Below are 25,634 nucleotides of genomic sequence, written 5' to 3'. Positions count from 1 at the left end.
GTGCCCGCACCGAGCGGAACGGCGGCGGCCGTGGCGCCAACCGCGACACGACCTCGGCCGGTGGCGCTCGTCGCGAACGTTCCGGTCGTCCGACCGGCGCTGCCTCCAGCGCACCCCGCTCCGGTTCGGCCGCTGGCCGTTCCGGCGGAGCCCGCGTCGGCAGCCTCCAGGTCGGCGGGCTCGTGCGCGGACCGAACTCGGGTGGAACCGGCCGTTCGGCTCCCCGCCGTTCGCAGGGCTAGTCCGCTGGCATCCGCGTGAAAAAACGGGTCGGTCTCCACGGAGACCGGCCCGTTTTCTTGTGCGCGTACCAAGGTGCGTGTGTCAGATGGCACCCGCAAAGACGGTTAGTGTCGAATCATGAACACCACAGTCGTCGTTCGACCCGTCAGCGAAGCGGATGCCGAAAGCCTGGGCCGCGTACACGCCGCCTGCTGGCATGAAACTTACGATCACCTACTCAGCCAGGCTGCACTGTCCCAGCTGCGGCCCCAGCGCCTCGCGACCATGTGGCGTCGGTTCACCACCCAGGGGCCGGAATACCGCCAGAGCGTCGTTCTCGTCGACGACGAGATCATGGGCTTCGCCGGCAGCGGACCGAGCCGCGACGACGACCAGCCCACCGAGCAGGAACTGTTCTTCATGTATCTGCTCGACGCCCAGCACGGAATGGGGATCGGCCAGAAGCTGTTCGATTCCGTTGTCGATCCCGGCGCGTCGTCGCTCTGGGTCGCCGCCGACAACCCCCGGGCACACGCGTTCTATGCCCGCAACGGGTACCTGGCCGACGGCCACGAACGCACCGAAGAGGTGCTCGGCGAAAAGCTGCACGAGGTGCGGTTGGTTCGCTAGGCGGTTTCGGCCTGATCACGGGAAAGGTTTTGTTGAACGTTCAGCCCACAACCCGCGCGTGGTTTTTGGGCCCGCGCGAAGCAATAGGGTGAGCGGATGACATATTCCACGGCACCCGAGGCGATCCCCGTCATCCTCGACGTTGACACCGGTGTCGACGACGCCCTGGCCATTTTGTTCGCGCTTGCGCACCCCGGAATCAAGGTGCTCGGGATCAGTTGTGTGGCCGGCAATGCCTCGCTCGAGCGTGTCGTCGAGAACACCCTGCGCATTCTCGACGTCGCGGACGCGCCGACCATCCCGGTCGCCGCGGGGGCTCGACGCCCCCTGCTCGAACCGGCCCGGTCGGCCGCGCACGTACACGGCGAAAGCGGCCTCGGCACGCTGCAGCTTCCGCCGAGCGACCGACGGGTGGAGTCGACCAATTCGACCGAGCTCATGCACCGGTTGATTCAGGCCAGCCCGCACCCGGTCACCCTGGTCGGACTCGCCCCGCAGACCAATTTGGCGCTGCTGCTGCGCCAGTACCCCGACGTGGTCAACAACATCGAGCGCATCGTCTTTATGGGCGGATCCACCACGGTCGGCAATGCCACCGCCGTGGCCGAGTTCAACGTCTGGCATGACCCGGAAGCCGCGGCCATCGTGCTCGACTCCGGCGTGCCCACGTTCATGTACGGTCTCGACGTGTTCAACCAGGTCTCGGTTCCGGAGCACATCGCGTCCGCTCTCGTGCACGGCGACTCGCGGCTCGGCCATGTTGTCGGCCAGTTGCTCGCCAACCGTATCGCGCTCGGGTCTGGTCGCAATTCCGACTACACCGGACTCATCGGCGATGCCGGCGCTCTGTGCGCCCTGGTCGACCCGGATGCGCTGCAGACCGCACTGCTGCCGCTGCGCATTCAACTCTCCGGCTCTGGTCGCGGCCAGACGCTGGTCGACAAACGCACGCATCCGGGCGAGGACATCGTGCACGGCCTGGCGACGGAGTGGGAGGCCGCGGAGGTTGCGCTCGACGTCGATGTCGATCGCTATGTGCACTTGTTTCTCAACACGCTCGGCCTCGGTTCAGCCCTGCCCGAGTAGGCACACTCGGCCCTCCAACCGGCACTGTCCCCGCACTGTTCAGCCGACACCGCCCGGCAGACACCGCCCCGCCGACACCGCCCAGGGGATGCCGTGCGCCCGGCCGACGAGCGGCATCCGTTCGGCGAACCTGTCGTCAGTACAGCTGGCCCACCGAGGCGAGGGCCGCGCGCAACAGGGTGCCGCGGCCGCCTTCCATTTCGGCCGAGACGGCCTCGGATGCGGCATCGATCGGGGTCATCCAGGTGATCTCCAGGGCGTCCTGGCGCGGGTCGCAGGTGCCGGTGACGGGAACGACGTAGGCGAGAGATACCGCGTGCTGGCGGTCGTCCGTGTAGGCCGTGATGCCCGGCATCGGAAAGTATTCGGCAACCGTGAAGGGCACCGGACTGACCGGCAGCTGCGGAAACGCCATCGGGCCGAGGTCTTTTTCAAGGTGGCGGAACAGCGCGTCGCGCAGGGTTTCGCCATAGAGCACCCGCCCGGAGACCAGTGTGCGGGTCATTTCGCCGGTCGGGCGGGCGCGCAGCAGCACACCGACCTCCACGACCTGGCCGAGGCCATCAACCCGCACCGGCACGGCCTCGATGTAGAGAATCGGCAGCCGACGGCGGATCTCGGCGAGTTCGACGTCTTTCAGCCAACCCGGATTCGTGTTCGGGGCTCCCGCAGGGGGCTTCGGCGTCCAGTCCGGGTCTGGGTCAGGGGTTCGCACGCTCATAGCCCCATTCTGTCCTACACCGGCCCCGCTGGCGCACCTGTTCCGCTCCGCGGTGCCAGAAGCAGATCGAGCAGTGAAAGTATGGGAGGGCACGGCGCCCACGCGCCGCGAGAAACTGGGAGGACCCTCATGACCACCAGCACCACCATCGACACGGCTGCCGTACTCTGGTCGGCGACGGGCGCCGACCAGACTGACCGTCCGTTGTTGATCATCCTGCACGGCTACGGCTCGCACGAGGGCGACCTGTTCTCTCTCACACCGCACCTGCCGCTCGAACCGGTCATCGCGGCGCTGCGCGCGCCGCTGCCCGTCGGCGACGGCTGGGCCTGGTTTCCGATCAGCGAGTCGGGCAATCCCGATACTGCGTCGGTCGACGCGGCCGTCGCAGCTGTTCTGGCCTGGCTGGATGCCCTTCCGCAAAGGCCGAGGACGGTCGGCCTGCTCGGATTCTCGCAGGGCGGAGCTATGGCGCTCCAACTGCTGCGCGTCGCGCCCGCCCGCTTCAGCTTCGCGGTGAACCTCTCCGGCTTCGTCACGGGCGCCCCGCAGGGCGGCGACACCGCGCTGGCCGAGCACCCGCTCCCCGTGTTTTGGGGCCGCGGCACCGCCGACGGCGTGATTCCGGCCAGTGCGATCGAACGCACGCAGTCCTGGCTGCCCGGGCACAGCACACTGACCGAGCGCATCTACGAGGGGCTTCCCCACTCGATCTCGCAGACCGAACTCGGCGACGTGGTCAACTTTCTGCGCACGCAGTACCGGGTGACTGCGGCCGAACCGGCCGCCTAGACGCATTCAGGCACTCGGATGCCGCTGGCCGGCATCCGCCGCCCGCCCGCGACCACGCAGGGCTCAACGAACCGCGCTAGAAGCGCTAAGCGGTCAGCGGTCAGCGGTCGCGGTCAGCGGTCGCGCTTGGCCTGCTCTTGGGCAGCCTGGCGCTCGACATGCGCCTTCTTGGCCGCGCGGTGGGCGTCGCGGTCTTTCACCGCGATCTGGTCGGCGCGCACGCCGGCCTGGGTGGAACGTTCCAGCACGAGCCACGCGGGCGGCTGCTGCAGCAGGGCAGCGATTTCGGCAGTGGTCAGCGGTTCGGTGATCTCGCTGCGGGCCAGGCCCGAGATTGAGACGCCAAGCTTGGCGGCGACGACCTGGCGCGGGTGCGGGCCGTTGGAGCGCAGCAGGGTGAGCCACTCCGGCGGGTTCGCCATGAGCTCGGCGAGCTCGGTGCGGCTGACGAATTCGGTATGAAACTCGGCCGGTGCCGCGTCGAGCAGAATCCCGAGTTTCTGGGCCGCCGTGGCGGGCTTCATGGTCTGGGGCTTCTTCTCGGAACTCATTGTTCAAGCGTATAGCCTGAGAGTGCCCTGGTTAGGGCAATTCGTGCTCTGCGCCGCCCTCAACTACCCGAGAAAGGATGCCGGTGAGCTTTTCCATCGCCTTCGTCGCCGGTGTGACCCCCACCAAGTGGACTCGTATCTGGGGGGACCGCCGCCCCGATGTTCCCCTGAGGGTGTTTCGCACCGAGACCGTCGAGCAGATTGCGGTGCTGCACGAGGGTCGGGCCGAAGTCAGCCTCGTACGACTGCCGATCGACGAAACCCACCTGAGCGTCATCAACCTGTACAACGAGATTCCCGTCGTCGTCGCGTCGAAAGGCCACGCGATCGAGCAGGCCGAGACCGTGCTGCTGGCCGACCTGGCCGGCGAACACCTGTTGCAGGACCCCGACGAGGTGCCCGAATGGCGCGACCTCGCCGAGGAGGTGCGTGACGGCACCCGCCGGGCCCTGCCGCCGATGCGTGACCTCGACGAGACCATGGAGCAGGTCGCGGCCGGAGTCGGCATCATCATCGTGCCGCACTCGATTGCCCGGTTGTACGGCCGCAAGGACGTCGTGTCGCGCCCGGTGACGGATGTCGCCGACACCCGGATTGCTCTGGCCTGGATCACCCGGGAGACCACCGACGACATCGAGGAATTCATCGGCATCGTGCGCGGACGCAAAGTGGCGAGCTCCCGCATCGATACCGGTGCGGCGGCAGCGGATTCCGCGGCATCCGCTGAGGCCGACGCAGGGCCCGTGCGCAATGACGGACGCCCGCCAAAGCCGCCGCGCAAGCCCAAGAAGACCGACAAAGCGAAGGCTGCGGCCAAGGCGATTCGGGTTGCGGCGGCCAAGGCCAAGCCTGCCGTGCGCAAGAAGACCGAAAATTCGCCCGGCCGCACCAGGCCCACGAAGAACCCCAACAAGGGCAAGAGCCGCGGTCGCTGACCAGCGCCGTCGGTCGACATCGCTGGTCGAGCTGGTCGAGATCACGGACGTGCACGCCCGTTGCTCCAGACAGGCCCACCAGCGGGGAATTACGGGTTCTTCAGCACCGACAGGATATTGCCGGAGGGGTCGGTGAACCAGGCGATGTCAGGTCCCTGACCACCGCCGGCGGCGATGCCTTTCTCGTTTTGCTCGAATCCGTCGTAGCGCAGAAAGTCCACACCGCGTTCGGTGAGTTCGTCGACGGTGGCGTCGAGGTCGGTCACGGCAAAATTGAGAATCGTGTAGGTGGCCGGCACGAAGTCCGACTTCGGATAAATGATGACGGTCGCTCCGCCGGGAAGCGCAATGCGCAGCATGCCCATCTCCCCCACCGTCACCTCGAGGCCGAGGGTTTCGGCGTAGAAGGTGCGCGCGGCGTCGAGGTCGAAAACCGCGAATCCGCTGAAGCCGGCGACGATTCCGACGAAGTGCTCGGTCGGGTGCTGGACCATGAGGGTGACTCCCTTGTCGATGAAACGGAGCGTGGTCAGCGGGAGCTGATCGACGCGAACTTGCGAATGCACAGCGGCACGAACACGAGCAGCATCACGGTGATGCCGATGAGCACGGTCAGAACCGGATTCTGCATGGTCCAGATATCGGGAACCGGCGCCGTGCCCAGATTGCCGAACAGCTGCCGCACGGCCTGAACGAGCGACGACACCGGGTTCCACTCGGCGAACACGCGCAGCACGGTCGGCAGGGTTTCGCTCGGCACAAACGCATTCGACACGAAGGTCAGCGGAAACAGAATCAGGAATGACGCATTGTTGATGACTTCTGGGCTCTTCACGCTCATGCCGAGGAGCGCCATGACCCAACTGAATGCATAGCCGAACAGCAACAGCAGCCCGACTCCGGCGAGAAACTCGAGCGGCGACGAGGTGACCCGCCAGCCGACCGCGAGACCGGTGGCCATCATGATCACCATCGAAATGGTGTTCAGGACGAGGTCGCCGTTGGTGCGTCCGATCAGCACAGCGGATGCGTTCATCGGCAGGCTCCGAAACCGGTCGATGATGCCTTCCTTCAGATCGAGCGCCATCGCAGCGCCCGAGAACGTGGCCCCAAAGACGACGGTCTGCGCGAAGATGCCGGCCATCAGGAACTGGGTGTAGTCGCTGCCCTGAACCGCAATGGCACCGCCGTACACCTGGCTGAACAGCAGCACGAACATTATTGGCTGGATCACGGCGAACACGAGCACGTCGGGCGAGCGCTTGATCTTGATCAGATTGCGCTTGGTGACGGTCCAGCCGTCGGAGTACCACAGCGTCAACGGGTTCCAGGTGGGCAGCGGGGGCAGGGTACCCACTCGGGATTCTCCCGGCGCGAGGCCAGTCGCGGTCGTCGTGCGCTCCGGACGGGTCGGCTCCGAACGGGTTGGCTCGGGCGTGGTGGACTCGGCCGGGACCGCGGTGTGCCGGGGGCTCATTTCATTTTCTCCAGATCTGCCATTTCGGTCTTCGCCGCGCGCGCCTGTACCTGCTTGGCCTGCGCCCGCTTCGACAGCTTGGACCCGTCGGCATCGGGATCGTCCCCGGTCGCGCTCAGATCAGCTTTGTGGCCGGTGAGCTTGAGAAAAACGTCGTCGAGGGTGGGGCGGCGCATGCCCGCATCGTGCAGGTTGATCTGCGCGGCGCGCAGGTCAGCGAGCATGTTCTGCAGCGCGGTGGGGCCGTCGGTGACGGCAACCTCGACTCCGCGCCCGTCGGTGGAGACCGACGGGTTGCCCGAACCGTACCGGGCGAGAACGTCGCGGGCAGCCGCGCCGTCGGCGGCATCGACGAGCGCCACAACCACACGGTGCCCACCGATCTGCGCCTTGAGCTGATCGGAGGTGCCCTCGGCGATGACGCGGCCGTCGTCGATGACGACGATGTCATCGGCGAGTTGGTCGGCCTCTTCGAGGTATTGCGTGGTCAGCAACACGGTCGTGCCGTCAGCGACGAGGCGCTTGATGACGTCCCACAGGGCGATGCGACTGCGCGGGTCGAGCCCGGTGGTTGGCTCGTCGAGAAAAAGCACCTTGGGGTTAATGACGAGTGCGCCAGCGAGGTCAATTCGCCTTCGCATACCGCCGGAAAACCCCCTGACCGGCCGGTTGCCGGCGGCGGTGAGCTCGAACAGGTCGATGAGTTCCTGCGCCCGCTTGCGGGCTGCCGCGCCGCCCAGATGGTAGAGCCGACCGACCATCTCGAGGTTTTCGAAACCGGTGAGATTTTCATCAACGGCCGCATACTGGCCGGATACCCCGATGATGCGACGCACTGACTTCGGGTGACGGACGACGTCGATTCCGTCGATAACAGCGGTGCCGGCATCCGGTCTGATCAGTGTCGTGAGCATCTTCACGACGGTGGTCTTTCCGGCGCCGTTGGGGCCGAGGAGGGCTTTGACCGTGCCGCGCGGCACCTGCAGGTCGAGCCCGGCGAGCGCGTGCACCGGCCCAGTCTTGGATTGGTAGGTCTTGGTCAGGCCCTGGGCCTCAATGATCACGGGGTGTCCTTGCGGTATCGGGTGGTGCAATACGGGTCGATGCAATGGTAATAATGCCCTCCACCTTCGACAACGGCTGGATACGATTGCGCCCCGGACCGGTGCGCGTCGATCGTCGGTTCCTTGACCAGCTCGTCGAGAATTCGATGTGAGCGCTCGATGGTGCCGTTACGTGGAATCAGGTTATCGGGATGAAGAACGGCCGTCGACATTTATTCACAGAATGTGTGGCTTTCACTCACAGATGGCGGTGTTCTTTCATCTTCAGGTGGCGGGGCGGCGCCGATCGAGTTGACTATGAAAAGCCGCCCGCGTGCCCGGGAGCGAAACGGTCACCGGACCGGTCGCTGCCTGACACTGTGCGCGCGCATCGGCACCGGTCCAGAAGCTGTGCACCCACGTGCAAATATCAGGTCCCCAGTCCGATGAGGGCTGGGGACCTGACGCGAGGCTGGTGCGGCGGGCTGTGGATCAGCCGTTGGCCGTGTTCTTACCTCCGGAGGCGACGAAGCTGACGCAGTCACCCTGGTTCTTGAACGACGGGTTGTTGAAGATCATCCAGCCGCTCTTCAGGCACTGGCTCTTGCGCGTGGGCGGAGCGACCAGGGCCGGCGAGGCCGTGATCTTCATGGAGACGGTGCCGTTCGGCGCCCAGTTCGTGTCCTGACGGAAGATGCCGACACCGGCCGTGCCGCCGTCTGCGTAGAAGGCGGCGAACGACGTTTTCAAGAAGACGTTGTCCGGGCTGTCATCGGTGCCAACCGTCGCAGTCTGGGACGTTGGAATGCCGACATTCAGCGAGTTGTACGGGCCGACCGTTCCCAGTGGTGCCGCGCCGTAGCTCTGGGTGTTGAAAGCGATGCCCACGATGACGTCGTTGGGCAGCGTGGCACTCAGACTGCTGAGGTTGAAGTCCACGTTGAACGCGAAGCCGTTGTAGCACGATCCGTCACTGCCCCGCCACGCCGTCGGGGTGACGCAGGTGGGGTCCGCCGCCGGACGCCACGGGATGCTGATGTTCTCGGTCTTGGTCGCGAGCAGCGTGTCGGGCACCCCGTTGGTGTCGAGGTGGTTGCCGTAGACGTTCACGGTGACCGGGTGGGTCCACGTGGCCGAGTTGCCCGTGTAGCGGGCGTCGGTGGAGTAGTCGGAATACAGGGCCCAGTCGCTCATCGTGACTGTGACCGTGTTCAGGATCCGGTTCGTGCCGGCGAGGTGTACGTAGTCGCCAAACTCTGAGGTGCTAGTCGCCTGGAAACCGAGACTGGCCACGTTCGGGGGCAACGGGCTTGGGATGGCGTCGTAGACGGTCGTCGGTGACGGCGGTGACGGCGGTGACGGCGGTGCTGCCAGCGCGGCGTTGACTCCGCCGAAAAGTGAGAATGCGAGCGTCAGTCCTAGGGCTGCGATGCCAGCAGGCTTGATTCCTTGCATGATGTTCTCCTTCCCTCCAGGAAGAGGGATGTCAGGTTGGACAAAGCTGACGTGGGTCGCCCGCCTCTGCACTCCCCTCCGGTCGTTGGGACGGCCAATTCGATCGACTTCACTCCGTCTCGCGCCGCGACACCTATCACGGGCGGCGCATGAGCAAAGCAGCACGCCGCGACACCTATCCAAGGCGACGCGAGGGCAGAGTAGCACGCCGCCATCGCCCAGCTCGATCGGGTCCCGCCGGCGTGGGAAAGACACTCTCAACCTGCCGTTATGCGCTGAAATCTGATCAACCCCTTCATCACCACCGGGGCGAGCGATGCGATGACTACCCCAAGATCTGCGCTGCCGCCATCCGAACCCGCACCGTCCTGTGAAAATCTCAGAATCGTCGTCTCAGCCTGACAGCAAACACGGAGAATGCTATGTTTCGCCCATGATTCGGCCATGGGGGCTCCTTGCCTGTCAAGGTATTCGAGGGGAGCCACCCCATGGAGAGGAAATCATGACTACGACCACCCCGCGATCGGCGGCCCAAGGCGCGCGTTCCACAGCAGTGCACTCGGAGAACACGGGCGCGCGCCTGATCGATCAGCATCTGCTCACTCGCCGCATCACGGTCGCGCTCTCGCTCGCCGTCGTGGCTGCGATCCACATTCTCGATCTACCCGGTAAGTTTGCCGAAACGCCCTACTTGGCGTTCTCCTACGTTGGACTGATCATCGCCTCGGCGGTCATAATCGAGCGGGTGCTCGTCGTCGGCTCTCGAATCGACTTCTTGGCCGCCGCAGCGCTGTCGGCCGCCGTCATGGTCGGCTTCATCGTCAATCGCACCGTCGGCATGCCGATGGCCACCGGCGACATCGGGAACTGGCTCGAACCGCTTGGCCTTCTTTCACTCGTAGTCGAGGGCTTCGTGATCTGGCAGGCGCTCGTCGCCGTCGCGCTGCACCGCCGCACGGTGCGCTAGATCCCATTCACGACGGGGCCGTGGAAAGCGGATATCGATGGCGGTATCCGACACCCGGCCTGCCAAGCTCCGTCGATCAGGGACACGTCCACGCTGTCGGGCGCTTCACTCCGGGCCCGGGTCACACGCTGGACTCGCAATTGTGCAAGGCCCGCCTGCCCACTGACTGCCGCCGCGCGATGAGGCGAAGCTGAGTCGGTATCGCCGCCGCAGCATCCGCTTGCCTAGAGCCGGGCGAGGCGTTCGATGTCTTCGAGAAACTCGGCAGCGACCTCTTCGGACACGGTTCTGCGGGTTTCGGAGATTGCGATGGCATAGTCCTCGGTGCTCGGGCCGTTTATGACCGGCCCGTCTCCGACCTTGTAGAGTGCCTTCTCGAGCGCGTGTTGGGAGGCCCGATGAGCGGCGTACTCGACGTCGGCCGGCGAGAAGCCGTCGCTCTTTTCGACCAGCACGGCGAGGTCGACCTCGTTGGACACAGCCTGCGGAATGTAGCGCTCCCAGATGGCCTGGCGAGCAGCGACATCCGGCAGCCCGATCGGCACAACATAGTCGAAGCGTCCATGACGGAGAAAGGCGGAATCGAGCGCGCGAATGAAGTTGGTCGCACACACCAGCAGGCGCCCCGGCTGTTCGCGAAAGGCCGGGATGATCTTGAGCAGCTCGTTGGTCACACCCTGCATGGTCGACGGCGGTTCGCCCTGACGCTGGGCGGCGATCTCCTCGACCTCGTCGATGAACACGACCGCGTGTTCGAGCTCGGAGATCTTCAGGAAAGTTTCTCGTAGTGCGCCGGCGAGGCCCTGCGGGTCGGCCGCGAGACGCGACGGGAAGACCTCGATGAATGACCATTCCAGGCGGGAGGCGATGGCCTTGGCGAAGGTGGTCTTTCCGGTGCCGGGAGGGCCGAACAGCACAACGGCCTTGGGCGGTGAGACACCATACTGCTCTGCCAGTTCGGGTTTGGCCAGCGGCATGACCAACCGGCGTTCGAGCAGTTCCTTCTCACGCGCCATACCGCCGACCTTCTGCCACAGGTCGCGCGGCAGCAGCCGCCCGCCGAGTTCGACGAGTAGCTTGAGCTCCTCGCGCTGCACGGGAATGTGCCGTTCGAAGTACCGCAGGTTCTTCTTCACCTCGAAACCGCGGTTGAGAAAAGCATCGATCTTGGCCTCCGATTCGGGCATGAGCGCCGACAGCTTGGTCATGCCGTACGGGGCCATGCGGGCTTCGAGTGCGGCGAGCATGGCCGTGCCGATGCCCTGGCTCTGCCACTTCGCCGCCGTGGCCAGAAAGACAATCCAGCCCTGGGCGTGGGCGGCCCGCCCGACGGCGGCGCCGACGACCTCATCGCCGTGCACCGCCACGACGGCGTGATCCTTCTGACAGGAAGCGAGCACTTCGGAGAGACCGTAGACCGGCTCGGTTTCGGAGGCCTTGATCTCCTCCCACAGACGCAGAATGCCGTCCAGGTCGTCGGAGTGAAAATCGCGCAGTCGCCAGCCAGTCATCGTGAACCTCGCATCAGTGGGTGTGCTGCCAATCTATTGCACCCGCTCAGGCACGAAAAGCGGCGGCGAGGATGCGCGGGAGCTTCCGCACCGACGGGCGGGCAGCAAAGTCGGTCAGCAGGCGGGCGGTCAGTGAGCCGCTTCGGGCTGACACGAACCACGGCGGCTTCGGCAACAGCGCCCATTCGCCGTGGGCGATCGAGCGCGGAAACGGCCGGAACGGCCCCCGCACCACCGTTCGCTCCACCTCATCGAGAAGCAGGGCGTTGTGCACCACGCCGATGCCGCTTTGCACGTTGTCGAGAGTGTGGCCCGGGAACGCACCCCACGGTGCCGCCACCGACAGGAAGCCGACGCCGGTCCAGGCGTTGATGGCGATGGTTCCATAGCGCAGGCGCGCCACGGCCTGCTCGAACCCCGGCCCAAGCCGACGAATCGTGCCCGGTAGCCCGAGAATATTGGCGCCCAGTGTGCCAAGAAAATCACGGTTGACCGTCTCGACGGCGGCGTCGAGAAAGGCTTGGCCGCTGCCCGGCAGTTGCAGCACGCCGAGTACCGGTGCGAAATATTCTGTTGTGAGCATATCTTCCTGTGCAGCGGATGCCCCCGCCAGAACGAGCAGGTGCCCGCCGGCCACCGACCGCGCGGCGGGATAGGCGGCCCGGGCGGCGCGCATCCGCTCCTCGCTGCCGGGGTACCATGCTGGCCGGGCCGGCGCGGCGGCCAGGGCCGCTGCAACCTCGCCGAGAAACGCGGCCTTCTGCGGCCAGGTGGCACTCAGCACGAGCACCTGACCGGCGATGCAGTTGTAACCGCCGTTGTGCAGCCGCATGGTGGCCACGTGTGCGGCCTGATAACGGAGGTCTTGGGCGCTCCACCGCCCGGGCAGCACGATGATCGGCGAGACACCGCCGAGTTCGCTACTGATCGGCTTCGTGAGGCGCGGAGTATCCGGTGTGGATCCACCGAACACGATCGCATCGTGCGTGGCCGCGCTGCCGGTTATGTGCACGTGGCTGATGCCGGGGTGGTGGGCGAGGTAGCTGCCCACGTCGGCGCCGCCGGTGACGATGCGCAGCAGGCCCGCGTCGATGAGGGGGGCGAGCGCCGCCCGATAGACCGGCAACAAGCCGTCGAAGGTCGGGTTGAGCTTGAGAATCGACACGCGATTGTGCGCCAGGAGCTCGTAGAGCACGTCCAGGGGTGCGATCGATGAGATATTGCCGGCACCGAGCACGAGGCCTACCCCGCCGGTCATTGCGGGCGTGAGCTGCCCCAATCCGGCTCGGGACCGGGCCTGCGCCGCGGTCACGCCCGGCCGCAGCCAGGCCTCCGCACGGAAGCCGTGCAGCAGCAGTCCGTCATAGGCGCGGTACGGAAGCACCGCAACCGTGACGCGACCGCCCGGCGCGCGTCCAAACCGTCGACCGAAGAGCGGGCTGCGTTCACCAGCGAGCGATCGAAGGGTGCGCCCCAGCGCCGTCAGCGCGGTGAGCACGCCATACGGCCCGGTCAGCCACTCCTCGCCGATGAGTGTTGACGACGGTTCAACACCCTTGGCGCGGGCCGCCGCGGCCACCCAGCGCTCGGCCTCGCCAGAAACGGATACCCCGGTGCGCGCCAGCAGGTCGGCGCGTGCCACGAGGGTGGTCTGCGCCCATCGCTCACTTCCGGCGCTCAATTCGGCGATCGCGCGGTCGAGGTCAGTGCGGTACGCCGTCGTGGACATCAATCTCCCGTTATTGACACCGAGCCTAGTGCGCCGCCGGGACAGGGCGCTCGTTCACCGTGCCAGCAGTCCAACAGGTGCCGCCTGCCGAAACCCGGCGCAGGCATCCGTTCGAGGCAGCAGGTTAGTGCGCGACAGGAGGGCAGTGCAGCTGGGTGCGCTCGCCGGTGCGGTCGATGTCGTGCTGGTCCATCGGTTGGGCGCAGACCGGGCAGCCGCGCACGGGCGCGGGCGCCGCGGGCAACAGATCTGACCCGCTCGGACCGACCGGCGGCGGCCCGAGTATGGGAAACAGATGACCATTGAGCCAAGCCGTCAGTCCGCCGGGACCCTTCATACGCGAGCGGGATTCCTTGCCGTGTGTCATAACTGTTAGTGTACTAACTAAAAGCACGCAGAACAATCGGTCGAAACGGAACGCCCCATGACATCGTCAACGCTCGAGAACCCCCTCGCTCTCGACAACCAGGTCTGCTTCGCCCTGGCAATCGCCTCGCGCAATGTCATCGCCCTGTACCGGCCCATTCTTGAGCCACTCGGGCTCACGCACCCGCAGTATCTGGTCATGCTCGCCCTCTGGGACGAGAGCCCGCGCACGCTCAAAGGCCTCGGCCGGGCCCTCTGCCTTGAGCCCGCCACCCTTTCGCCCCTGCTCAAGCGACTGGAGACCACCGGCTACGTGCGCCGCCAACGCCGTCTCTCCGACGAACGCGCCCTCGATATCACCCTGACCGAGCGCGGCACGGCTCTGCGCGCGGTGGCCGAAACCATTCCGCCGCGGGTCGTCGAAGCGCTCAACCTGCCACTGGATGACCTGGCAGCCCTGCGCGAGAGCCTGCACGCGGTCATCGCCGCAACCAGCGCACACTAGTCGCGCTCGCCACGCCGCATTGGAGCGGATGGCTCGGCTCGCCTCCGTCGCCACCCGTGCCTACATTGGTACTCATGCACCTCGCCGAGACCCTGCTGCCCGCGCTCTTTGGAATCCTGACCGGGCTCGCGCTCATCGTCGCCATCGGCTCACAGAACGCGTTCATTCTGCGCCTCGGTATAGAGGCCCACAACCGCACCGTTCTGGTGGCCGTGCTGATCTGTGCGGTCTCCGACGCCGTGCTCATCCTCGCCGGCATCCTCGGCATCGGAGCCCTCGTCGGCACCGCTCCCGCGCTTCTGATTGTCGTGCAGGTGGCTGGCGTCGGGTTTCTCCTGAGCTACGGGGTCTTCGCCGCCGTGCGGGTATTTCGGCCGAAGAACCTCGTCGCGTCGGCGAGCACCGGAATCAGCGCAAAAGTTGCCGTCACAACGACCATTGCCCTGACCTGGCTCAACCCGCACGTCTACCTCGATACGGTCGTGTTTCTCGGTTCGGTCGCCAACCAGCAGGGCGCAGCCGAACGCTGGTGGTGGGGCGGCGGCGCTGTTGTGGCGAGCTTTCTGTGGTTCTTCGCGCTCGGTTTCGGGGCGCGGATGCTGCGCCCCTTCTTCGCCAAGCCCGGATCGTGGCGAATTCTCGACGGCTTCATCGCCGTCGTCATGATCACCCTCGGCGTGCGAATGGCCATCGGCATCTGAGCCGCGCCACGAGAGCGAAGGCTGGATGCCCGCAGTACTACCGAGAATCTCCGTTTGAACGAGGACTCTCGGTAGAAATGGGCGATCGACGCACCGACGCGCGTCAGGCGATCGCGTCAGGCGATCGCGTCAGCGACCGTCAGCAGCTCGGCGTGGAACGCTGACGCGACGTGCGCGTTGGTGATGCGACCGTTGTGGGTGTTGAGGCCCTTGGCGAGGGCGGCATCTTCGGCGATGGCCTTCTTCCACCCCTTCTGGGCGAGCGCGAGGACGTAGGGCAGCGTCGCGTTGGTCAGCGCCCGGGTCGACGTGGCCGGCACGGCGCCGGGCATATTGGCGACGCAGTAGTAGACGCTGTCGTGCACGGCGAAGGTGGGGTCATCGTGCGTCGTGGCGTGCGAGCCCTCGAAGCAGCCGCCCTGGTCGATCGCGATGTCGACGAGAACGGAACCCGGCTTCATCGAGGCGACCATGTCGTCGGTGACGAGCTTGGGTGCCTGCGCGCCCGGAATGAGCACGGAGCCGATCACGAGGTCGGCTTCCCGCACCTGCTCGGCGATCTCGTACTGGGTCGAGGCACGAGTCTGAATCTCGCCGTTGAAGCGAGCTTCGAGCTGGCGCAGGCGGGCGAGGGACAGGTCGATGATGGTCACGTCGGCGCCCATGCCGAGCGCGTTGGCCGCGGCGTGCTCGCCGGCGACGCCGCCGCCGATCACGACGACCTTGGCCTTGGGGGTTCCGGGTACGCCGCCGAGCAGAATGCCACTGCCACCGTTGGCGCTCAGCAGGTGGTACGCGCCGACCTGCACCGACAGGCGGCCGGCAACCTCGCTCATCGGCGAGAGCAGCGGCAGGCTGCGGTCGGCGAGCTGCACGGTTTCGTAGGCGATCGCGGTCGTGCCCGAGGCAAGCAGCGCGTCGGTGCACTCAGCGGATGCCGCGAGGTGCAGGTAGGTGAACAGCACCTGGCCCTGGCGCATCAGCGGGTATTCGCTGGCAATGGGCTCCTTGACCTTCAGGAGCAGGTCTGCCGCGGCCCACACTTCGGCGGCGGTGTCGACAATGGATGCCCCGGCGAGGCGAAAAGCATCATCGGTGATGCTTGAGCCGAGTCCGGCGCCCTTTTCAAGAATGACCTCATGGCCGCGGCGGGTGAGCTCGTTGACGCCGGCCGGGGTGATCGCGACGCGGTTCTCGTTGTTCTTGATCTCTGTGGGAATGCCGACCAACATAAGTGCTCCGTCTCGGTTGCTGCTGCCGAACGACTCGGCTGTGATAGAGGTAAGACTGCTATTGATTCGTTTCCATTAGGTAAAATCCGTAGAATCTGCCAGACTTCGAGAATATTCCACGGAATATGCGGCCGATTGGAGATGCGCGATGGTAGAAACGAAGAGGATTCGGGTGATCGAGACCCTCGACGAGGTCGACCGCATTCTGGTCGCGGCGCTGCAGGCTGATTCCCGCACCACGAACAGCCGGCTGGCCAGCGCGGCCGGCATCGCCGAATCGACCTGCGTCTCTCGGGTGCGTTCGCTGGTCAGCCGCAAAATCGTCACGGGCTTCACGGCCATGGTCGACCCCAAGTCGCTCGGACTCGGCCTGCAAGCACTGATCAGCGTGAGCATCCGGGCGGGCGCCCGCACGCACATCCCGGCCTTTCGCGATTCGATCCGCGTCATGCCGCGCGTCGTGCAGCTGTTTTTTCTCGGCGGGTCCGAGGATTTCATCATTCACCTGTCGGCCCACGACACCGACGACGTGCGCGATTTCGTGCTCGAAAACCTCTCGGCCAATCCCGCGGTCGCCTCCACCCGCACGAGTATGGTGTTCGAGCACTTCTACAACGGCGTCGCCCCCGAATAGTGAGCACCGCTACCGCTCGCGGCTTGGGCATCCGTTCTAGTCGTGCCAGTATCCGGCCTTGCCGAGCAGCTGAACCTCGCGATTCGCGTTCGCCGGCACCGCCACCTCGGCTGGAAACACGCCGAAACTTCGCCACATTTCGATGTCGGGCGCTATCTGCTCCCACAGGTTTTCAACGAGCGGGTCGGGCAGTGAGTAGTCGAGGCCAATGTGGTGCGCGATGCTCCAGGCTTGGAACGCGCGGTACAGGGCGGTGTGCTGCAGTGCTTCAGCGAGCGGATAGTCGCCGTAACTGAGGTGCACGACCCTGCGCGGGTCGAGATCGCCCCTGACAACCTGTGTCGTCGTCTCGTTGATACGGTCGTAATTGCCGATCGGATCGTCGCCGAGCAGGTCGCCCGTGTAGGTGTCGCCGACCTCCTCGATGGTCCGTCCCGCCAGCACCGCGGGCAGCCAGGCTTCGTCCTCGGCGTGCGCGGCGAGAATGTCACGCAGGGTCGGGTTCGCTGTACGCGACCACTCGGCCGGCGCCGGCAGGTCGAGCTGTGCGGAAGTGACCCGGTCGATCACAAAGCGCAACGCGGAATCCGCTTGCAGGAACATCTCTCTCTGCTTCATCTGGGGCAAGGTAGCACCGCTCCCCTCGATCGGCTAGATGCCTAGCCGATGCGGGCCACGATCACTTCGATCTGCGCGACTGGCGGATTGCCACTCTGCCGCAGCTGCGCGGCGATGGCGTCATGTACGCGTCGAGACACATCGCCGGAGTGCCAGGCGGCGCTGATGCCAATCTTGGCCGTGACCTTCACGCCGTCGGCACGCTGTTCCATGACGACCTTCGGCGCCAGCGGAAGGCGATGCGCCACGGCTTCGATGGTTGCGGTGAGCACGGTTGCAACGATCGAACCGGCGGGATACAACACATCCACACCGGCTACCTGGCGCACGAGAACATCGAGTTCGTCGGTTGGGGGAAGTATTGCGCTCACGTGTGCTCCTGTCCTTGGGCGGATGCTTGGGGCGCGATAGACAGGTCAGTCACCGTGATGTCGATGGCCGTCACGACGAGGTTCGTGTGTTGCGCCACCACGGCGTACATCGCCTGTCGCAATCGGTCGGCCACCAGCGGTATATTCTCTTCCGGGAATACGGTTACATCGACCGAAATTGTGATCGGTACGCCGGGCACGCCAACGTCTCCGAACAGCGCGCAGCGGCCGACGAGCACGTTCTGCAATTTGTCACCGGTCTCCCGCAGAATTCCGCGCACCGCGCCCTCCGTCACGACGAGTCGCGCGGTCGGCGACGGGTGGATCAGTGGAATGTCCCGACCCGCGTGCGCCTCCAGGGTGATGTTGTCGAGAATCGACGCGACCCAGTTGTCATCGCGGAGCGACTCCCGTTTCAGGTCCCGGTCGAGCAGCGACAACTGCACCCGGCGGAGGCGTTCGAGACCGCGCAGGGCGATCTCGCAGTCCGGCGAATCGTCGATGCTCGGGTCGGCGGGCACCCGACCGCGGTCGAGGTAGTCGCTGAGTTGCTCGATGGTGTGGCCGTTCAGACCGGCCTGTTCCCGATCGGTGTCGTCCACGTCGAATTCGACGAAGCGCCGGTCTGCCGGTGTCAGTTCAGTCATCGCCATTCCTCCATCTCACGAAGCAGGGTTTTGCGGGCTCGTGCCAGCAGGCCACGCACGGTGGATACGGGCAGGTTCAACTCGGCGGCAATGTCACCGTAGCTGTACTCGGCGAGTTCGCGCAGGGTCCAGCAGCGCCGCTGATCCTCGGGGAGGGCGGCGAGCACCCGCGCGAGCGCCTCCGTCTGGGACTCGGCCTCAGCCAGGGCGTGCGGTGCGTGGCTGTCCGGCGCCGGGGCATCCGTGTCGTCGATGTTGACGTGCGGGCGGCGAGCGCGCAGCCGATCGATGCTCTTGCGGCTGACGATGCGCATGAGCCAGCTCTTCACCGCGCTGCCATCGTCGAGCGTGCCAAGCTGCAGCCAGGCCGTGATGAAAGACTCCTGCACCACATCGTCGGTCTCGTCGTTCGAGCCGAGAACCCGGGTCGCGTAGACCCGCATCAGCGGGCCGTACCGGCGAACGAGCACCGCAAAGGCTCGCAGGTCACCGTCGGCGGCGCGGTCGGCGAGCATCTGATCGCTCGCGGTATCGAGCGGCGACGCGACCTGCTCACGCACCGTGCCGGGCACGTTCCCTCCTCGTGCAACGCTCCAGAAATATTTCTCATCTTCGCGTGACGAATATGCCACAGGTTTCGTCCTATAGGTAACAATCCGATCCGGCTTCACTAAATTGCCACCCACGAAGGAGCTATTCCCATGGAAGTCCTCAACACCAATGCTAACAACGGCACCGCAGCTTCGAGCAAGTCCCCGCGCAGCCGCGCCCCAATGGGTACCGCGCTGGCCGGTGAACCGCTCAGTGGCACGAGCACCGGCAAAACCGTCATCAATGACGGCGTCGTGGCCAAGGTCGCCGGCCTCGCCGCCCGTGAGGTGTCCGGTGTGCACGCGCTCGGTGGCGGAGCGGCTCGTGCCCTCGGTGCCATTCGTGAGGCCATGAACAGCACCGATGTGAGCCAGGGCGTCTCCGTCGAAGTCGGCGAGACGCAGGTGGCCGTGGACGTGACCATCGTCGCTGACTACCCGGTGCAGCTGCAGCAGGTCGCCGGTGACATCCGCTCAAATGTCATTCGCGCCATCGAAGACCTCGTCGGTCTGGAGGTCACCGAGGTGAACGTGACGATCGTGGACATTCACCTGCCGAGCGATGATGCCGCCGTTACTGAACCGAACAAAGCCGCGCTCCGGTGACCACCGCAACCCGCACTGGAATGCTGGTCGGCGCGATCCTGGCGCTGACCTGGGTAATTCTGGGCTTCTGGGCGTTTCTGTTCGTGGGCTCGGCCATGCTGGTCGGCGCCCTCGTCGGCCGTGTGGTTGACGGCCGCCTTGACCTGAGCTCACTGATCGGAGTGTTTCAGGGGAAGCGCTCCTCGTCGTGAGTGTGGCGACAGATTCCAGAGACGGATGGTTTCTTGATGGCACAGCACAAGTACCGGAGCCAGTCACTCCGGCTGCCGAGGCCCCGGCAGTCCCGCCGCGCACGAATCACGGTCGCACGCGCATTGTGCCGCACGCGCTGCGCCAGATCGTCTCGATTGTCACCGCGGAGTCGCTCGGCGTGAACCCCCACCAGGTCGCCGTCGAGCTCGGCGACGACCATGGCATACTCGCGTTCACGATCCGAAGTTCAATTCGAGTCGTTTCCCTGCGCTGCGTCACTCGTGAACCGGCCGTCATCGCGCGTACCGGCGGCACCATCCTGGCTCGCGCCCAATCGTCCCAGGCTGAAATCCGGCGCCGCGTCGGCGAATTGACCGGTGCCAATATTGGCCGGATCACCGTGCGCCTGACCGCGGTGGATGTCACCCCGGAACGGCGCGTGCGATGAGCACGGAGATCAATGCTTCGTCGTCGAGATCGTTCACGGCGACCTACGGGCGCATCAGTCGCCGAGAACTGCATTCGCCCCGGTCGGCCGCGGCCATCGCGGTGGCCGTCGTGGTCATCCTGCTGTGCATCTGGCTGGGCGCCGAGATCGTGCTGCGCCTCATCGACCAGCCGGCCCTGCTCGATGCGCCCGCCAGTCTTGCAGATGGCGCCGCATCCGCTCCGACCGCACCCACCGCGATGCTCGCCGGTGGTGCCGTCAGCTGCGCCCTGATCGGCCTCGTGCTCGTGGTCGTCGCCGTGTCGCCCGGGCGCCGGGCCCGGCATCTGATCGACTCCGAGCGCACGGTGACCGTTGTCGATGACGAGGTGATCGCATCCGCTCTCGCCGGCCGTGCCGCTCGTTTTGGCGGTGTCGACCCGGACAGCACCCGGGTCAGCATCTCGCGCCGCCTCGCCACGGTGCACCTGGTACCGACGTCGGGGCAGCCAGTGCACCGCGACACGGTGCTTGGCGCAGTGCGCGACCAGCTCGAGGGGTTGCACCTGCGACCGACTCTGCACACCCGCGTGATCGTAGCCGTTAGCGGAAAGGTCGGGGCGTGAACAACACCAACCGCGCGCTCAACCGCAGCGTTGTTTTCGTGGCTGGCCTGCTCCTGCTCGCCGCAGCTGCTCTACTCGGTGTGCTCGCCACTCAAACCGCAGTGCAGCAGGCCTGGAGCTCGGTCACCGACAGTACCCGGGCGACCGTCACGAGCTGGCTTCAGGCCACACCACTGGCTGGAACCATGCACAGCTGGCTCTGGATCGTTGCCCTTGCCTTCTTGGTCGCGGTCGTGGTCCTGCTGCTCACCTTCATTCTGCGCCAGGGCCGCGGCCATGTCGGCCGCCTCATCAGCGAGCAGACCATGGACTCGGGCACTACCCAGATCGATTCGGCCGTTGCCGAGCAGGCGTTGCGACAGGCGCTCAGCGAGCATCCGGAGTTTCTGTCGACCCGCATCTCGACGTATCGGGTCATGCGTGCGGCCGTGCTCAAGGTCTCGGTGACCTGCCGTCGCGGAACCTCCCCGACCGACGTCGTGCGCATCGTCGAGGAGGCCCTCAACGCCCTTGACGCACTACTCGGCCTGCGCATCCCCGCCCTGGTGCAGATCAGCGGAGGCTTTCGGGTGCGCAGCAGCCGAACCACACGCATCCGCTAGATCACAGCGGATGCCGCTCCCACTACCCACGTTCGGCGCGCCCGCGCCGAACAGCCCCTGAAAACACAACACGAAAGAGAGAACACCATGAGTGCAGCCGACAAGATCAAGAACGCCGCGCAGGACCTCAAGGGCAAGGCCACCGAGGCCGTCGGTAAGGCCACCAACGACGACTCCAGGGTCGCCGAAGGCCGCGCCGACCAGACCGCGGCGAGAGCCAAGAAGGTCGGCGAAGACGTCAAGGACGTTTTCAAGGACTAAACCCACCCCGGTGCGCGGCCGGCGCTGAGGTCTGCCGCGCACCACTACTCCCCTCGGCCCTATGGCCGATGATCACGCCATGAAAGAAAGCACAATGTCCAACCTGTATACAACCTCGTCGGCCTCCGGCGCCGACAATTCTGAGTTCGATGCGCATGCCTCCTCCCCTGCGAGGACCGCCGCGACCCACACTGCCAGATTTGTCAGAATGCAGTAGATTTCCACCGCCGGGGATCGCGATGGCCCTACCGTTTCGCGACGCCGGTCTCATTTCATTCGAGCAGGAGACTCCCATGGTTGACAAAGGTCAGAGTCAGAAACTCGCCGACGCCCCGGAGCCGGACGACGCACACACGCCCGACTCACCCACCGATGTCGGCAGAACCTCGTGGAAGTACGTGGTCAAACGCACGTTCGGCGAATTCGGCACCGACCAGTGCACCGATATTGCGGCGTCACTCACCTACTACGCCGTGCTGTCGCTGTTTCCCGCGCTCATCGCCCTGGTCTCACTGCTCGGGGTATTCGGGCAGGGGCGGCAGTCCGCCGACACCCTGCTGACCATCCTCGCCTCGGTCGCCCCGGGCGATGCGCTCGACGTCATTCGCGGGCCGATCGAACAGTTCAGCACCTCACCGTCGGCGGGATTCGCTCTGGTGGCGGGTATCGCGGTGGCGATCTGGTCGGCATCCGGTTATGTCGGCGCGTTCAGCCGGGCCATGAACCGCATCTACGAGATCGACGAGGGCCGATCGTTTCTCAAGCTCAAGCCTACGCAGCTTCTTGTGACGGTCATCGGCATCGCTCTGCTCCTGGTGGTCGTGCTCATTCTGGCGATTTCCGGCCCGATAACGGATGCCGTCGGTGCCGCCCTCGGCCTCGGTCAGACCGTGCAGGTGGTCTGGTCCATTGCCAAGTGGCCGGCGCTCGCTGCCGCTGTCGTGCTCTTGATTGCGGTGCTCTACTACTTCACACCCAACGTTCGGCAGCCGAAGTTTCGCTGGTTGAGCCTCGGAGCGTTGGTCGCCCTCGTCGCGATCGTGGTCGCATCCCTCGGTTTCGGCTTCTACGTCACGACCTTTTCGAACTACGCCAAGACCTATGGATCGTTGGCCGGCATCGTGATCTTTCTCCTCTGGCTCTGGCTGACCAACCTCGCTCTGCTGTTCGGTGCGGAGTTCGACGCGGAACTCGAGCGTGGCCGCCAGCTGCGGGCCGGCATTGCCGCCGAGAAGACCATCCAGCTGCCACCGCGCGGTACCAAGAAGAGCCAGAAGGCCGCCCTGAAAGAGATGCAAACCGTCGCCGACGGCCGTCGAATCCGCAAAACACACGCCAGCGAGCGTTCCGGTCCCAAAACCTGACCAGCCGACATCAATCCGGGTTCTCCATCCCCTCCCCCTGTTTCCGGGCCCCTGTTTCCGGGCCCGGAACGTGGTGAGGTTCGTGACACGCGATCGTGCTGCTTGGATGGATACGTCGCGTCCAGCCGAGATCGCGAGGCTGAACCGAAAAGGGGCGACAGGTGCGACTGCTCTATGCACTGCTTCTGAGCGGACTAATCCTGGCTGTGGGGATCTCGGTCGTGCTCCCCGACGCGACGCTCGTGGCCGGTGGGCTCACCATCGCGGCGGCCGCAGTCGGGCTGGTTCTGGTTAACCGCACCCAGCGCATGATTGCGGCCGTGCTCATTGCGGTGGGTGTCGTATCCGTTCTGCTGGGTGTTCAGCTGGGCGGCCAGATCAACGGCCGCGACCTGCTCTCAGTCAATCAGGACCTCATCGGCATGCTCACCGCGGTGTCGTTTCTGCGATTGGTCACCCCAATCTCGCCCACCAACCGCAGCCGCCTGCATGGCCGGCTCGCCGTGCTGCGCACCGCGCTCGCCACGCACGCGCTGGGCGCCATCATCAACATCGGCGCGGTCGGCATCGTCGGCGACCAGTTGCGCGGCCGTTCCGCGCTGCGGCTCGCCGATGCCGCACTGTTGTCACGGTCGTTTTCGGCCGCGGCATTCTGGTCGCCGTTCTGGGCGGCCGCTGCGGCGGCCACCACGCTCGTTCCTGGAGCCAATTCTCTCGTGCTTATTCTCCTCGGGCTAGGCCTCGCCCTCGTCGCGATCGGCCTGAGCGTCTGGGATATCTTTCACCTATGGGGCCGCGAACTGCCCGCCTATACGGGGTATTCGCTGAGTTGGGCGCTCATTCGCGTTCCTTTGGCCCTCGTGGCCCTGGTCGTCGTCGCGCACCAGCGTGCCCCCACCGTTCCGGTCCCGCGCATCGTGCTGGTGGCCGGCCTCGGCGTCACCCTGATCGGCCTGCTGATTCTGAATGGTCGCAAGGCGCCGGGCGCGCTCGCCAGGCACGCTCGCCACGATCTGCCGCAGATGCGCGGCGAGGTCACGCTCTTCGCCTCGGCCGGGGTGCTCGCGGTTGGTCTGCGGATGCTGTTTCCCCTGTTCGATCTTCAGCTACCGGTGGCAGATTTCACCGTTCCCGTCGCCTGGGCCATGATGCTCGCCATGATCCTGTTCGCGCTCATCGGGGTGCACCCGGTGGTGTCGGTCGCAATCGTGGCCACGATCGTGCATCCACTCTCTCCCGATCCGACCTTGTTCGTGCTCGCCGCGTGCATCGGCTGGGGTGTCTCGACCGCGGTCGGTCCGATCACCGGTCTGACCATGCTGCTGAGTGCGCGCTACGGCATCGATAGCGTGAAACTCACCCGTCGCAATCTGGTCTATCTGGCTGTCGTGCTCGTCACCTCGTGGCCGGCACTGCTGCTCTGCGCCGCCCTGGTCTGATTCGGGCGTGCACACAGACGAGCACCCTCGCTCGCGAGGCGAACGAGGGTGCTCGTCTGTCAGGCTAGACGGCGACTTCGACCGGCTCGTCGCTGACGACATAGTTCTGAATTTCGATGAGCAGCAGGTCGCCGGCCTCCTGGTCGGTCAGGCCCTGGGCAAGGGCGAGCTCGGAGACCAAAATCTGGCGCGCCTTTTCGAGCATGCGCTTTTCGCCAGCCGACACACCCTTGTCCTGGTCGCGGCGCCACAGGTCGCGCACGACCTCGCTGACCCGGTAAACGCTGCCGCTGGCCATTTTCTCCTGGTTGGCCTTGTAGCGGCGTGACCAGTTGCCCGGTTCTTCGGTGAAGGCGTTCTGCAGAATTTCGTACACGGCACTGACACCCGCGGCGTCAATGACGTCGCGCACGCCGACAAGTTCGACGTTGTCGACCGGCAGCTGAATGGTCAGTGCGCTCGTATGCACGTTGAGGGTCATGAACTGCTTCTCGACGCCCTTGATGGTGCGGGTCGCGAGGGCCGTAATGGTGACCGCGCCGTGGTGGGGGTAGACCAGGGTTTCGCCGATTTCAATCTTCATAAGAATGCGCCTTCAGTTTTGTGTGGGTGATGCAACGCGAACAGGCGTTGCGTACAGGGTCGGGGGTGCTAGCAACCAACCGGGCAGCAGGGCCACGAGCTGGTCGACGAGCTCATCGTCGGACACGTCGAGGTGACCTCGCATCCACGCGCCGATCAGGGTCAGCGCGCCGCCGGCGACGTAGGTTGTGACGAGTTCGGCGTTCGCCGCGTCGTCGAAGACGAGCACCGATGCGAGCATGCGGGTCGCGTAGGCCTCGATGATCTGGTCGTGCGCACTGCGGGTCAACGGCAGCTCAAGCACGCTCGTGTACAGGGGAAAATTCTCGACCATGTGGGCCACGAGACGGGCATAACCGAGCCGGGAGGCGTTTTGGCCGCTTTGTGCCCGCGGCAACTCAAGGCCGGCCGCGCCAACGTCGGCGAACTGCGCCTGCAGCAGCTCAGCAGCGAGCACGTCGAGGCTCGCAAAGTGCGCGTAGAAGGAACTGCGGCTGATGCCGGCCAGGCGCACGATGTCGGCAACCGAAACGGATGCCGTCGGCTGAGCAATCAGGCTACGAATCGCCGTGAAGATGAGCTGCCTGGTGCGCTCCGCCCGAGGGTCGTGGGTGAACTTCGACCCGGGCTGCACCTCAGCCTGACCTTCTGGCTGCAGTTCCCCCGCCTGGAGGCGGGGGGCAGTCAAAGAAGTCATTCCTTTATACTAACACTTTTCGGACACATGTCCGAGACGGGGCCAACTTCACGGC

General features: G+C 65.5%; 33 protein-coding genes and 1 pseudogene. 17 read left to right on the top strand and 17 right to left on the bottom strand.

Annotation, left to right across the window (positions count from 1 at the left end):
* From LH475_RS02010 to LH475_RS02000, 3 genes and pseudogenes are all read left to right on the top strand, one after another.
* Positions 1 to 242: pseudogene (locus tag LH475_RS02010) on the top strand (hypothetical protein); the annotation flags it as partial.
* A gap of 118 nt (positions 243 to 360) precedes the next feature.
* Complete coding sequence (locus LH475_RS02005; RefSeq protein WP_196843490.1) at positions 361 to 852, top strand: GNAT family N-acetyltransferase; 492 nt, start codon at positions 361 to 363, stop codon at positions 850 to 852.
* Positions 853 to 948: 96 nt separating this feature from the next.
* The gene (locus LH475_RS02000; protein WP_297412735.1) at positions 949 to 1,938 is read left to right on the top strand and encodes a nucleoside hydrolase; all 990 of its coding nucleotides are present in this window, start codon (positions 949 to 951) and stop codon (positions 1,936 to 1,938) included.
* Between the two features lie 136 nt (positions 1,939 to 2,074).
* Here the strand turns inward: LH475_RS02000 and LH475_RS01995 are convergent, their stop codons facing one another.
* A complete protein-coding gene (locus LH475_RS01995) occupies positions 2,075 to 2,659 on the bottom strand; it encodes an NUDIX hydrolase family protein (RefSeq protein ID WP_196843492.1) in 585 nt (194 codons plus the stop codon).
* Positions 2,660 to 2,788: 129 nt separating this feature from the next.
* On the opposite strand from LH475_RS01995, the gene LH475_RS01990 reads away from it, so the two are divergent.
* Positions 2,789 to 3,451, top strand: a complete 663-nt coding sequence (locus LH475_RS01990) for an alpha/beta hydrolase-fold protein (protein ID WP_196843493.1) — start codon at positions 2,789 to 2,791, stop codon at positions 3,449 to 3,451.
* Between the two features lie 113 nt (positions 3,452 to 3,564).
* Here LH475_RS01990 and LH475_RS01985 read toward each other — a convergent pair whose 3' ends face one another.
* A complete protein-coding gene (locus LH475_RS01985) occupies positions 3,565 to 4,002 on the bottom strand; it encodes a DUF5997 family protein (RefSeq protein ID WP_196843494.1) in 438 nt (145 codons plus the stop codon).
* 83 nt (positions 4,003 to 4,085) lie between these two features.
* Between LH475_RS01985 and LH475_RS01980 the strand changes: the two genes are divergently transcribed.
* Positions 4,086 to 4,937: a LysR family substrate-binding domain-containing protein gene (locus LH475_RS01980; protein ID WP_196843495.1), complete on the top strand. Its 852-nt coding sequence runs from the start codon at positions 4,086 to 4,088 to the stop codon at positions 4,935 to 4,937.
* 89 nt (positions 4,938 to 5,026) lie between these two features.
* On the opposite strand, the gene LH475_RS01975 is transcribed toward LH475_RS01980, so the two are convergent.
* The 5 genes from LH475_RS01975 to LH475_RS01955 form a co-directional block, all read right to left on the bottom strand.
* Entirely contained in the window at positions 5,027 to 5,431 is a 405-nt protein-coding gene (locus LH475_RS01975; RefSeq protein ID WP_196843496.1) for a VOC family protein, read from the bottom strand.
* 35 nt (positions 5,432 to 5,466) lie between these two features.
* A complete protein-coding gene (locus LH475_RS01970; protein ID WP_196843497.1) occupies positions 5,467 to 6,414 on the bottom strand; it encodes an ABC transporter permease in 948 nt (315 codons plus the stop codon).
* On the bottom strand, positions 6,411 to 7,478 hold the full coding sequence (locus tag LH475_RS01965) for an ATP-binding cassette domain-containing protein (RefSeq protein WP_297412734.1): 1,068 nt from the start codon (positions 7,476 to 7,478) through the stop codon (positions 6,411 to 6,413). The genes LH475_RS01970 and LH475_RS01965 overlap by 4 nt, the downstream gene beginning before the upstream one ends.
* A complete protein-coding gene (locus tag LH475_RS01960; protein ID WP_196843499.1) occupies positions 7,475 to 7,690 on the bottom strand; it encodes a hypothetical protein in 216 nt (71 codons plus the stop codon). The genes LH475_RS01965 and LH475_RS01960 overlap by 4 nt, the downstream gene beginning before the upstream one ends.
* 259 nt (positions 7,691 to 7,949) lie before the next feature.
* Positions 7,950 to 8,912 (bottom strand): hypothetical protein, encoded by a 963-nt coding sequence (locus LH475_RS01955; protein ID WP_297412733.1) that lies wholly within the window; start codon positions 8,910 to 8,912, stop codon positions 7,950 to 7,952.
* Between the two features lie 502 nt (positions 8,913 to 9,414).
* On the opposite strand from LH475_RS01955, the gene LH475_RS01950 reads away from it, so the two are divergent.
* Entirely contained in the window at positions 9,415 to 9,879 is a 465-nt protein-coding gene (locus tag LH475_RS01950) for a hypothetical protein (protein WP_297412732.1), read from the top strand.
* A 224-nt stretch (positions 9,880 to 10,103) separates the two neighbouring features.
* On the opposite strand, the gene LH475_RS01945 is transcribed toward LH475_RS01950, so the two are convergent.
* The 3 genes from LH475_RS01945 to LH475_RS01935 all read right to left on the bottom strand — a co-directional run bounded on the left by LH475_RS01945 (position 10,104) and on the right by LH475_RS01935 (position 13,486).
* The gene (locus LH475_RS01945) at positions 10,104 to 11,390 is read right to left on the bottom strand and encodes a GNAT family N-acetyltransferase (RefSeq protein ID WP_196843502.1); all 1,287 of its coding nucleotides are present in this window, start codon (positions 11,388 to 11,390) and stop codon (positions 10,104 to 10,106) included.
* A gap of 46 nt (positions 11,391 to 11,436) precedes the next feature.
* Positions 11,437 to 13,119, bottom strand: a complete 1,683-nt coding sequence (locus LH475_RS01940; RefSeq protein WP_297412731.1) for an aldehyde dehydrogenase family protein — start codon at positions 13,117 to 13,119, stop codon at positions 11,437 to 11,439.
* Between the two features lie 124 nt (positions 13,120 to 13,243).
* Positions 13,244 to 13,486 (bottom strand): hypothetical protein, encoded by a 243-nt coding sequence (locus LH475_RS01935; protein WP_196843504.1) that lies wholly within the window; start codon positions 13,484 to 13,486, stop codon positions 13,244 to 13,246.
* 57 nt (positions 13,487 to 13,543) lie between these two features.
* Here LH475_RS01935 and LH475_RS01930 point away from each other — a divergent pair, with 57 nt between their 5' ends.
* Together LH475_RS01930 and LH475_RS01925 are read left to right on the top strand one after the other, a co-directional pair.
* The gene (locus tag LH475_RS01930; RefSeq protein ID WP_196843505.1) at positions 13,544 to 13,990 is read left to right on the top strand and encodes a MarR family transcriptional regulator; all 447 of its coding nucleotides are present in this window, start codon (positions 13,544 to 13,546) and stop codon (positions 13,988 to 13,990) included.
* Between the two features lie 74 nt (positions 13,991 to 14,064).
* Positions 14,065 to 14,691 (top strand): LysE/ArgO family amino acid transporter, encoded by a 627-nt coding sequence (locus tag LH475_RS01925; protein ID WP_196843553.1) that lies wholly within the window; start codon positions 14,065 to 14,067, stop codon positions 14,689 to 14,691.
* A 116-nt stretch (positions 14,692 to 14,807) separates the two neighbouring features.
* Here LH475_RS01925 and ald read toward each other — a convergent pair whose 3' ends face one another.
* Complete coding sequence (ald, locus tag LH475_RS01920) at positions 14,808 to 15,923, bottom strand: alanine dehydrogenase (protein WP_196843506.1); 1,116 nt, start codon at positions 15,921 to 15,923, stop codon at positions 14,808 to 14,810.
* Between the two features lie 172 nt (positions 15,924 to 16,095).
* Between ald and LH475_RS01915 the strand changes: the two genes are divergently transcribed.
* Positions 16,096 to 16,557: an Lrp/AsnC family transcriptional regulator gene (locus tag LH475_RS01915; RefSeq protein WP_327012072.1), complete on the top strand. Its 462-nt coding sequence runs from the start codon at positions 16,096 to 16,098 to the stop codon at positions 16,555 to 16,557.
* Positions 16,558 to 16,593: 36 nt separating this feature from the next.
* On the opposite strand, the gene LH475_RS01910 is transcribed toward LH475_RS01915, so the two are convergent.
* Genes LH475_RS01910 through LH475_RS01895 form a run of 4 tightly spaced genes read right to left on the bottom strand, consistent with a single transcriptional unit; the run spans position 16,594 to position 18,708 of the window.
* Entirely contained in the window at positions 16,594 to 17,175 is a 582-nt protein-coding gene (locus LH475_RS01910) for a hypothetical protein (protein ID WP_196843508.1), read from the bottom strand.
* Between the two features lie 41 nt (positions 17,176 to 17,216).
* The gene (locus tag LH475_RS01905) at positions 17,217 to 17,546 is read right to left on the bottom strand and encodes a hypothetical protein (RefSeq protein WP_196843509.1); all 330 of its coding nucleotides are present in this window, start codon (positions 17,544 to 17,546) and stop codon (positions 17,217 to 17,219) included.
* A complete protein-coding gene (locus tag LH475_RS01900) occupies positions 17,543 to 18,193 on the bottom strand; it encodes a hypothetical protein (protein ID WP_196843510.1) in 651 nt (216 codons plus the stop codon). Before LH475_RS01900 ends, LH475_RS01905 begins: the two co-directional genes overlap by 4 nt.
* Positions 18,190 to 18,708, bottom strand: coding sequence for an RNA polymerase sigma factor (locus LH475_RS01895; protein WP_196843554.1), 519 nt, complete (start codon positions 18,706 to 18,708; stop codon positions 18,190 to 18,192). Before LH475_RS01895 ends, LH475_RS01900 begins: the two co-directional genes overlap by 4 nt.
* A 258-nt stretch (positions 18,709 to 18,966) precedes the next feature.
* Between LH475_RS01895 and LH475_RS01890 the strand changes: the two genes are divergently transcribed.
* From LH475_RS01890 to LH475_RS01855, 8 genes are all read left to right on the top strand, one after another.
* Entirely contained in the window at positions 18,967 to 19,389 is a 423-nt protein-coding gene (locus tag LH475_RS01890; protein WP_196843555.1) for an Asp23/Gls24 family envelope stress response protein, read from the top strand.
* Positions 19,386 to 19,580, top strand: coding sequence for a DUF2273 domain-containing protein (locus LH475_RS01885; protein ID WP_297412730.1), 195 nt, complete (start codon positions 19,386 to 19,388; stop codon positions 19,578 to 19,580). Before LH475_RS01890 ends, LH475_RS01885 begins: the two co-directional genes overlap by 4 nt.
* A gap of 125 nt (positions 19,581 to 19,705) precedes the next feature.
* Entirely contained in the window at positions 19,706 to 20,029 is a 324-nt protein-coding gene (locus tag LH475_RS01880) for a hypothetical protein (protein WP_196843511.1), read from the top strand.
* On the top strand, positions 20,026 to 20,634 hold the full coding sequence (locus LH475_RS01875) for a DUF6286 domain-containing protein (protein ID WP_196843512.1): 609 nt from the start codon (positions 20,026 to 20,028) through the stop codon (positions 20,632 to 20,634). Before LH475_RS01880 ends, LH475_RS01875 begins: the two co-directional genes overlap by 4 nt.
* The gene (locus LH475_RS01870) at positions 20,631 to 21,236 is read left to right on the top strand and encodes a hypothetical protein (protein ID WP_196843513.1); all 606 of its coding nucleotides are present in this window, start codon (positions 20,631 to 20,633) and stop codon (positions 21,234 to 21,236) included. The genes LH475_RS01875 and LH475_RS01870 overlap by 4 nt, the downstream gene beginning before the upstream one ends.
* 87 nt (positions 21,237 to 21,323) lie before the next feature.
* A complete protein-coding gene (locus LH475_RS01865) occupies positions 21,324 to 21,497 on the top strand; it encodes a CsbD family protein (RefSeq protein WP_297412729.1) in 174 nt (57 codons plus the stop codon).
* Positions 21,498 to 21,790: 293 nt separating this feature from the next.
* Positions 21,791 to 22,861 carry a YihY/virulence factor BrkB family protein gene (locus LH475_RS01860; RefSeq protein ID WP_297412728.1) on the top strand — a complete coding sequence of 357 codons (1,071 nt, stop codon included), beginning with the start codon at positions 21,791 to 21,793 and terminating at the stop codon, positions 22,859 to 22,861.
* A 161-nt stretch (positions 22,862 to 23,022) separates the two neighbouring features.
* Positions 23,023 to 24,300 carry a hypothetical protein gene (locus tag LH475_RS01855; RefSeq protein ID WP_196843516.1) on the top strand — a complete coding sequence of 426 codons (1,278 nt, stop codon included), beginning with the start codon at positions 23,023 to 23,025 and terminating at the stop codon, positions 24,298 to 24,300.
* 64 nt (positions 24,301 to 24,364) lie between these two features.
* On the opposite strand, the gene LH475_RS01850 is transcribed toward LH475_RS01855, so the two are convergent.
* Entirely contained in the window at positions 24,365 to 24,883 is a 519-nt protein-coding gene (locus LH475_RS01850) for a CarD family transcriptional regulator (RefSeq protein WP_092107039.1), read from the bottom strand.
* Positions 24,884 to 24,895: 12 nt separating this feature from the next.
* Entirely contained in the window at positions 24,896 to 25,579 is a 684-nt protein-coding gene (locus tag LH475_RS01845) for a TetR/AcrR family transcriptional regulator (RefSeq protein WP_196843517.1), read from the bottom strand.
* Positions 25,580 to 25,634 lie beyond the last annotated feature (55 nt).

Source organism: Cryobacterium sp. (assembly GCF_026786305.1).
Lineage (GTDB): Bacteria > Actinomycetota > Actinomycetes > Actinomycetales > Microbacteriaceae > Cryobacterium.
This window is presented reverse-complemented; position numbering and strand designations above follow the sequence as displayed.

Coding starts and splice junctions, on each gene's coding strand:
- LH475_RS02005 (WP_196843490.1), top strand. CDS start 361: ATGAACACCACAGTCGTCGTTCGACCCGTCAGCGAAGCGGATGCCGAA.
- LH475_RS02000 (WP_297412735.1), top strand. CDS start 949: ATGACATATTCCACGGCACCCGAGGCGATCCCCGTCATCCTCGACGTT.
- LH475_RS01995 (WP_196843492.1), bottom strand. CDS start 2,659: ATGAGCGTGCGAACCCCTGACCCAGACCCGGACTGGACGCCGAAGCCC.
- LH475_RS01990 (WP_196843493.1), top strand. CDS start 2,789: ATGACCACCAGCACCACCATCGACACGGCTGCCGTACTCTGGTCGGCG.
- LH475_RS01985 (WP_196843494.1), bottom strand. CDS start 4,002: ATGAGTTCCGAGAAGAAGCCCCAGACCATGAAGCCCGCCACGGCGGCC.
- LH475_RS01975 (WP_196843496.1), bottom strand. CDS start 5,431: ATGGTCCAGCACCCGACCGAGCACTTCGTCGGAATCGTCGCCGGCTTC.
- LH475_RS01970 (WP_196843497.1), bottom strand. CDS start 6,414: ATGAGCCCCCGGCACACCGCGGTCCCGGCCGAGTCCACCACGCCCGAG.
- LH475_RS01960 (WP_196843499.1), bottom strand. CDS start 7,690: ATGTCGACGGCCGTTCTTCATCCCGATAACCTGATTCCACGTAACGGC.
- LH475_RS01955 (WP_297412733.1), bottom strand. CDS start 8,912: ATGCAAGGAATCAAGCCTGCTGGCATCGCAGCCCTAGGACTGACGCTC.
- LH475_RS01950 (WP_297412732.1), top strand. CDS start 9,415: ATGACTACGACCACCCCGCGATCGGCGGCCCAAGGCGCGCGTTCCACA.
- LH475_RS01945 (WP_196843502.1), bottom strand. CDS start 11,390: ATGACTGGCTGGCGACTGCGCGATTTTCACTCCGACGACCTGGACGGC.
- LH475_RS01940 (WP_297412731.1), bottom strand. CDS start 13,119: ATGTCCACGACGGCGTACCGCACTGACCTCGACCGCGCGATCGCCGAA.
- LH475_RS01935 (WP_196843504.1), bottom strand. CDS start 13,486: ATGACACACGGCAAGGAATCCCGCTCGCGTATGAAGGGTCCCGGCGGA.
- LH475_RS01930 (WP_196843505.1), top strand. CDS start 13,544: ATGACATCGTCAACGCTCGAGAACCCCCTCGCTCTCGACAACCAGGTC.
- LH475_RS01925 (WP_196843553.1), top strand. CDS start 14,065: ATGCACCTCGCCGAGACCCTGCTGCCCGCGCTCTTTGGAATCCTGACC.
- ald (WP_196843506.1), bottom strand. CDS start 15,923: ATGTTGGTCGGCATTCCCACAGAGATCAAGAACAACGAGAACCGCGTC.
- LH475_RS01910 (WP_196843508.1), bottom strand. CDS start 17,175: ATGAAGCAGAGAGAGATGTTCCTGCAAGCGGATTCCGCGTTGCGCTTT.
- LH475_RS01900 (WP_196843510.1), bottom strand. CDS start 18,193: ATGACTGAACTGACACCGGCAGACCGGCGCTTCGTCGAATTCGACGTG.
- LH475_RS01895 (WP_196843554.1), bottom strand. CDS start 18,708: ATGCTCGCCGACCGCGCCGCCGACGGTGACCTGCGAGCCTTTGCGGTG.
- LH475_RS01890 (WP_196843555.1), top strand. CDS start 18,967: ATGGGTACCGCGCTGGCCGGTGAACCGCTCAGTGGCACGAGCACCGGC.
- LH475_RS01875 (WP_196843512.1), top strand. CDS start 20,026: ATGAGCACGGAGATCAATGCTTCGTCGTCGAGATCGTTCACGGCGACC.
- LH475_RS01865 (WP_297412729.1), top strand. CDS start 21,324: ATGAGTGCAGCCGACAAGATCAAGAACGCCGCGCAGGACCTCAAGGGC.
- LH475_RS01860 (WP_297412728.1), top strand. CDS start 21,791: ATGGTTGACAAAGGTCAGAGTCAGAAACTCGCCGACGCCCCGGAGCCG.
- LH475_RS01850 (WP_092107039.1), bottom strand. CDS start 24,883: ATGAAGATTGAAATCGGCGAAACCCTGGTCTACCCCCACCACGGCGCG.
- LH475_RS01845 (WP_196843517.1), bottom strand. CDS start 25,579: ATGACTTCTTTGACTGCCCCCCGCCTCCAGGCGGGGGAACTGCAGCCA.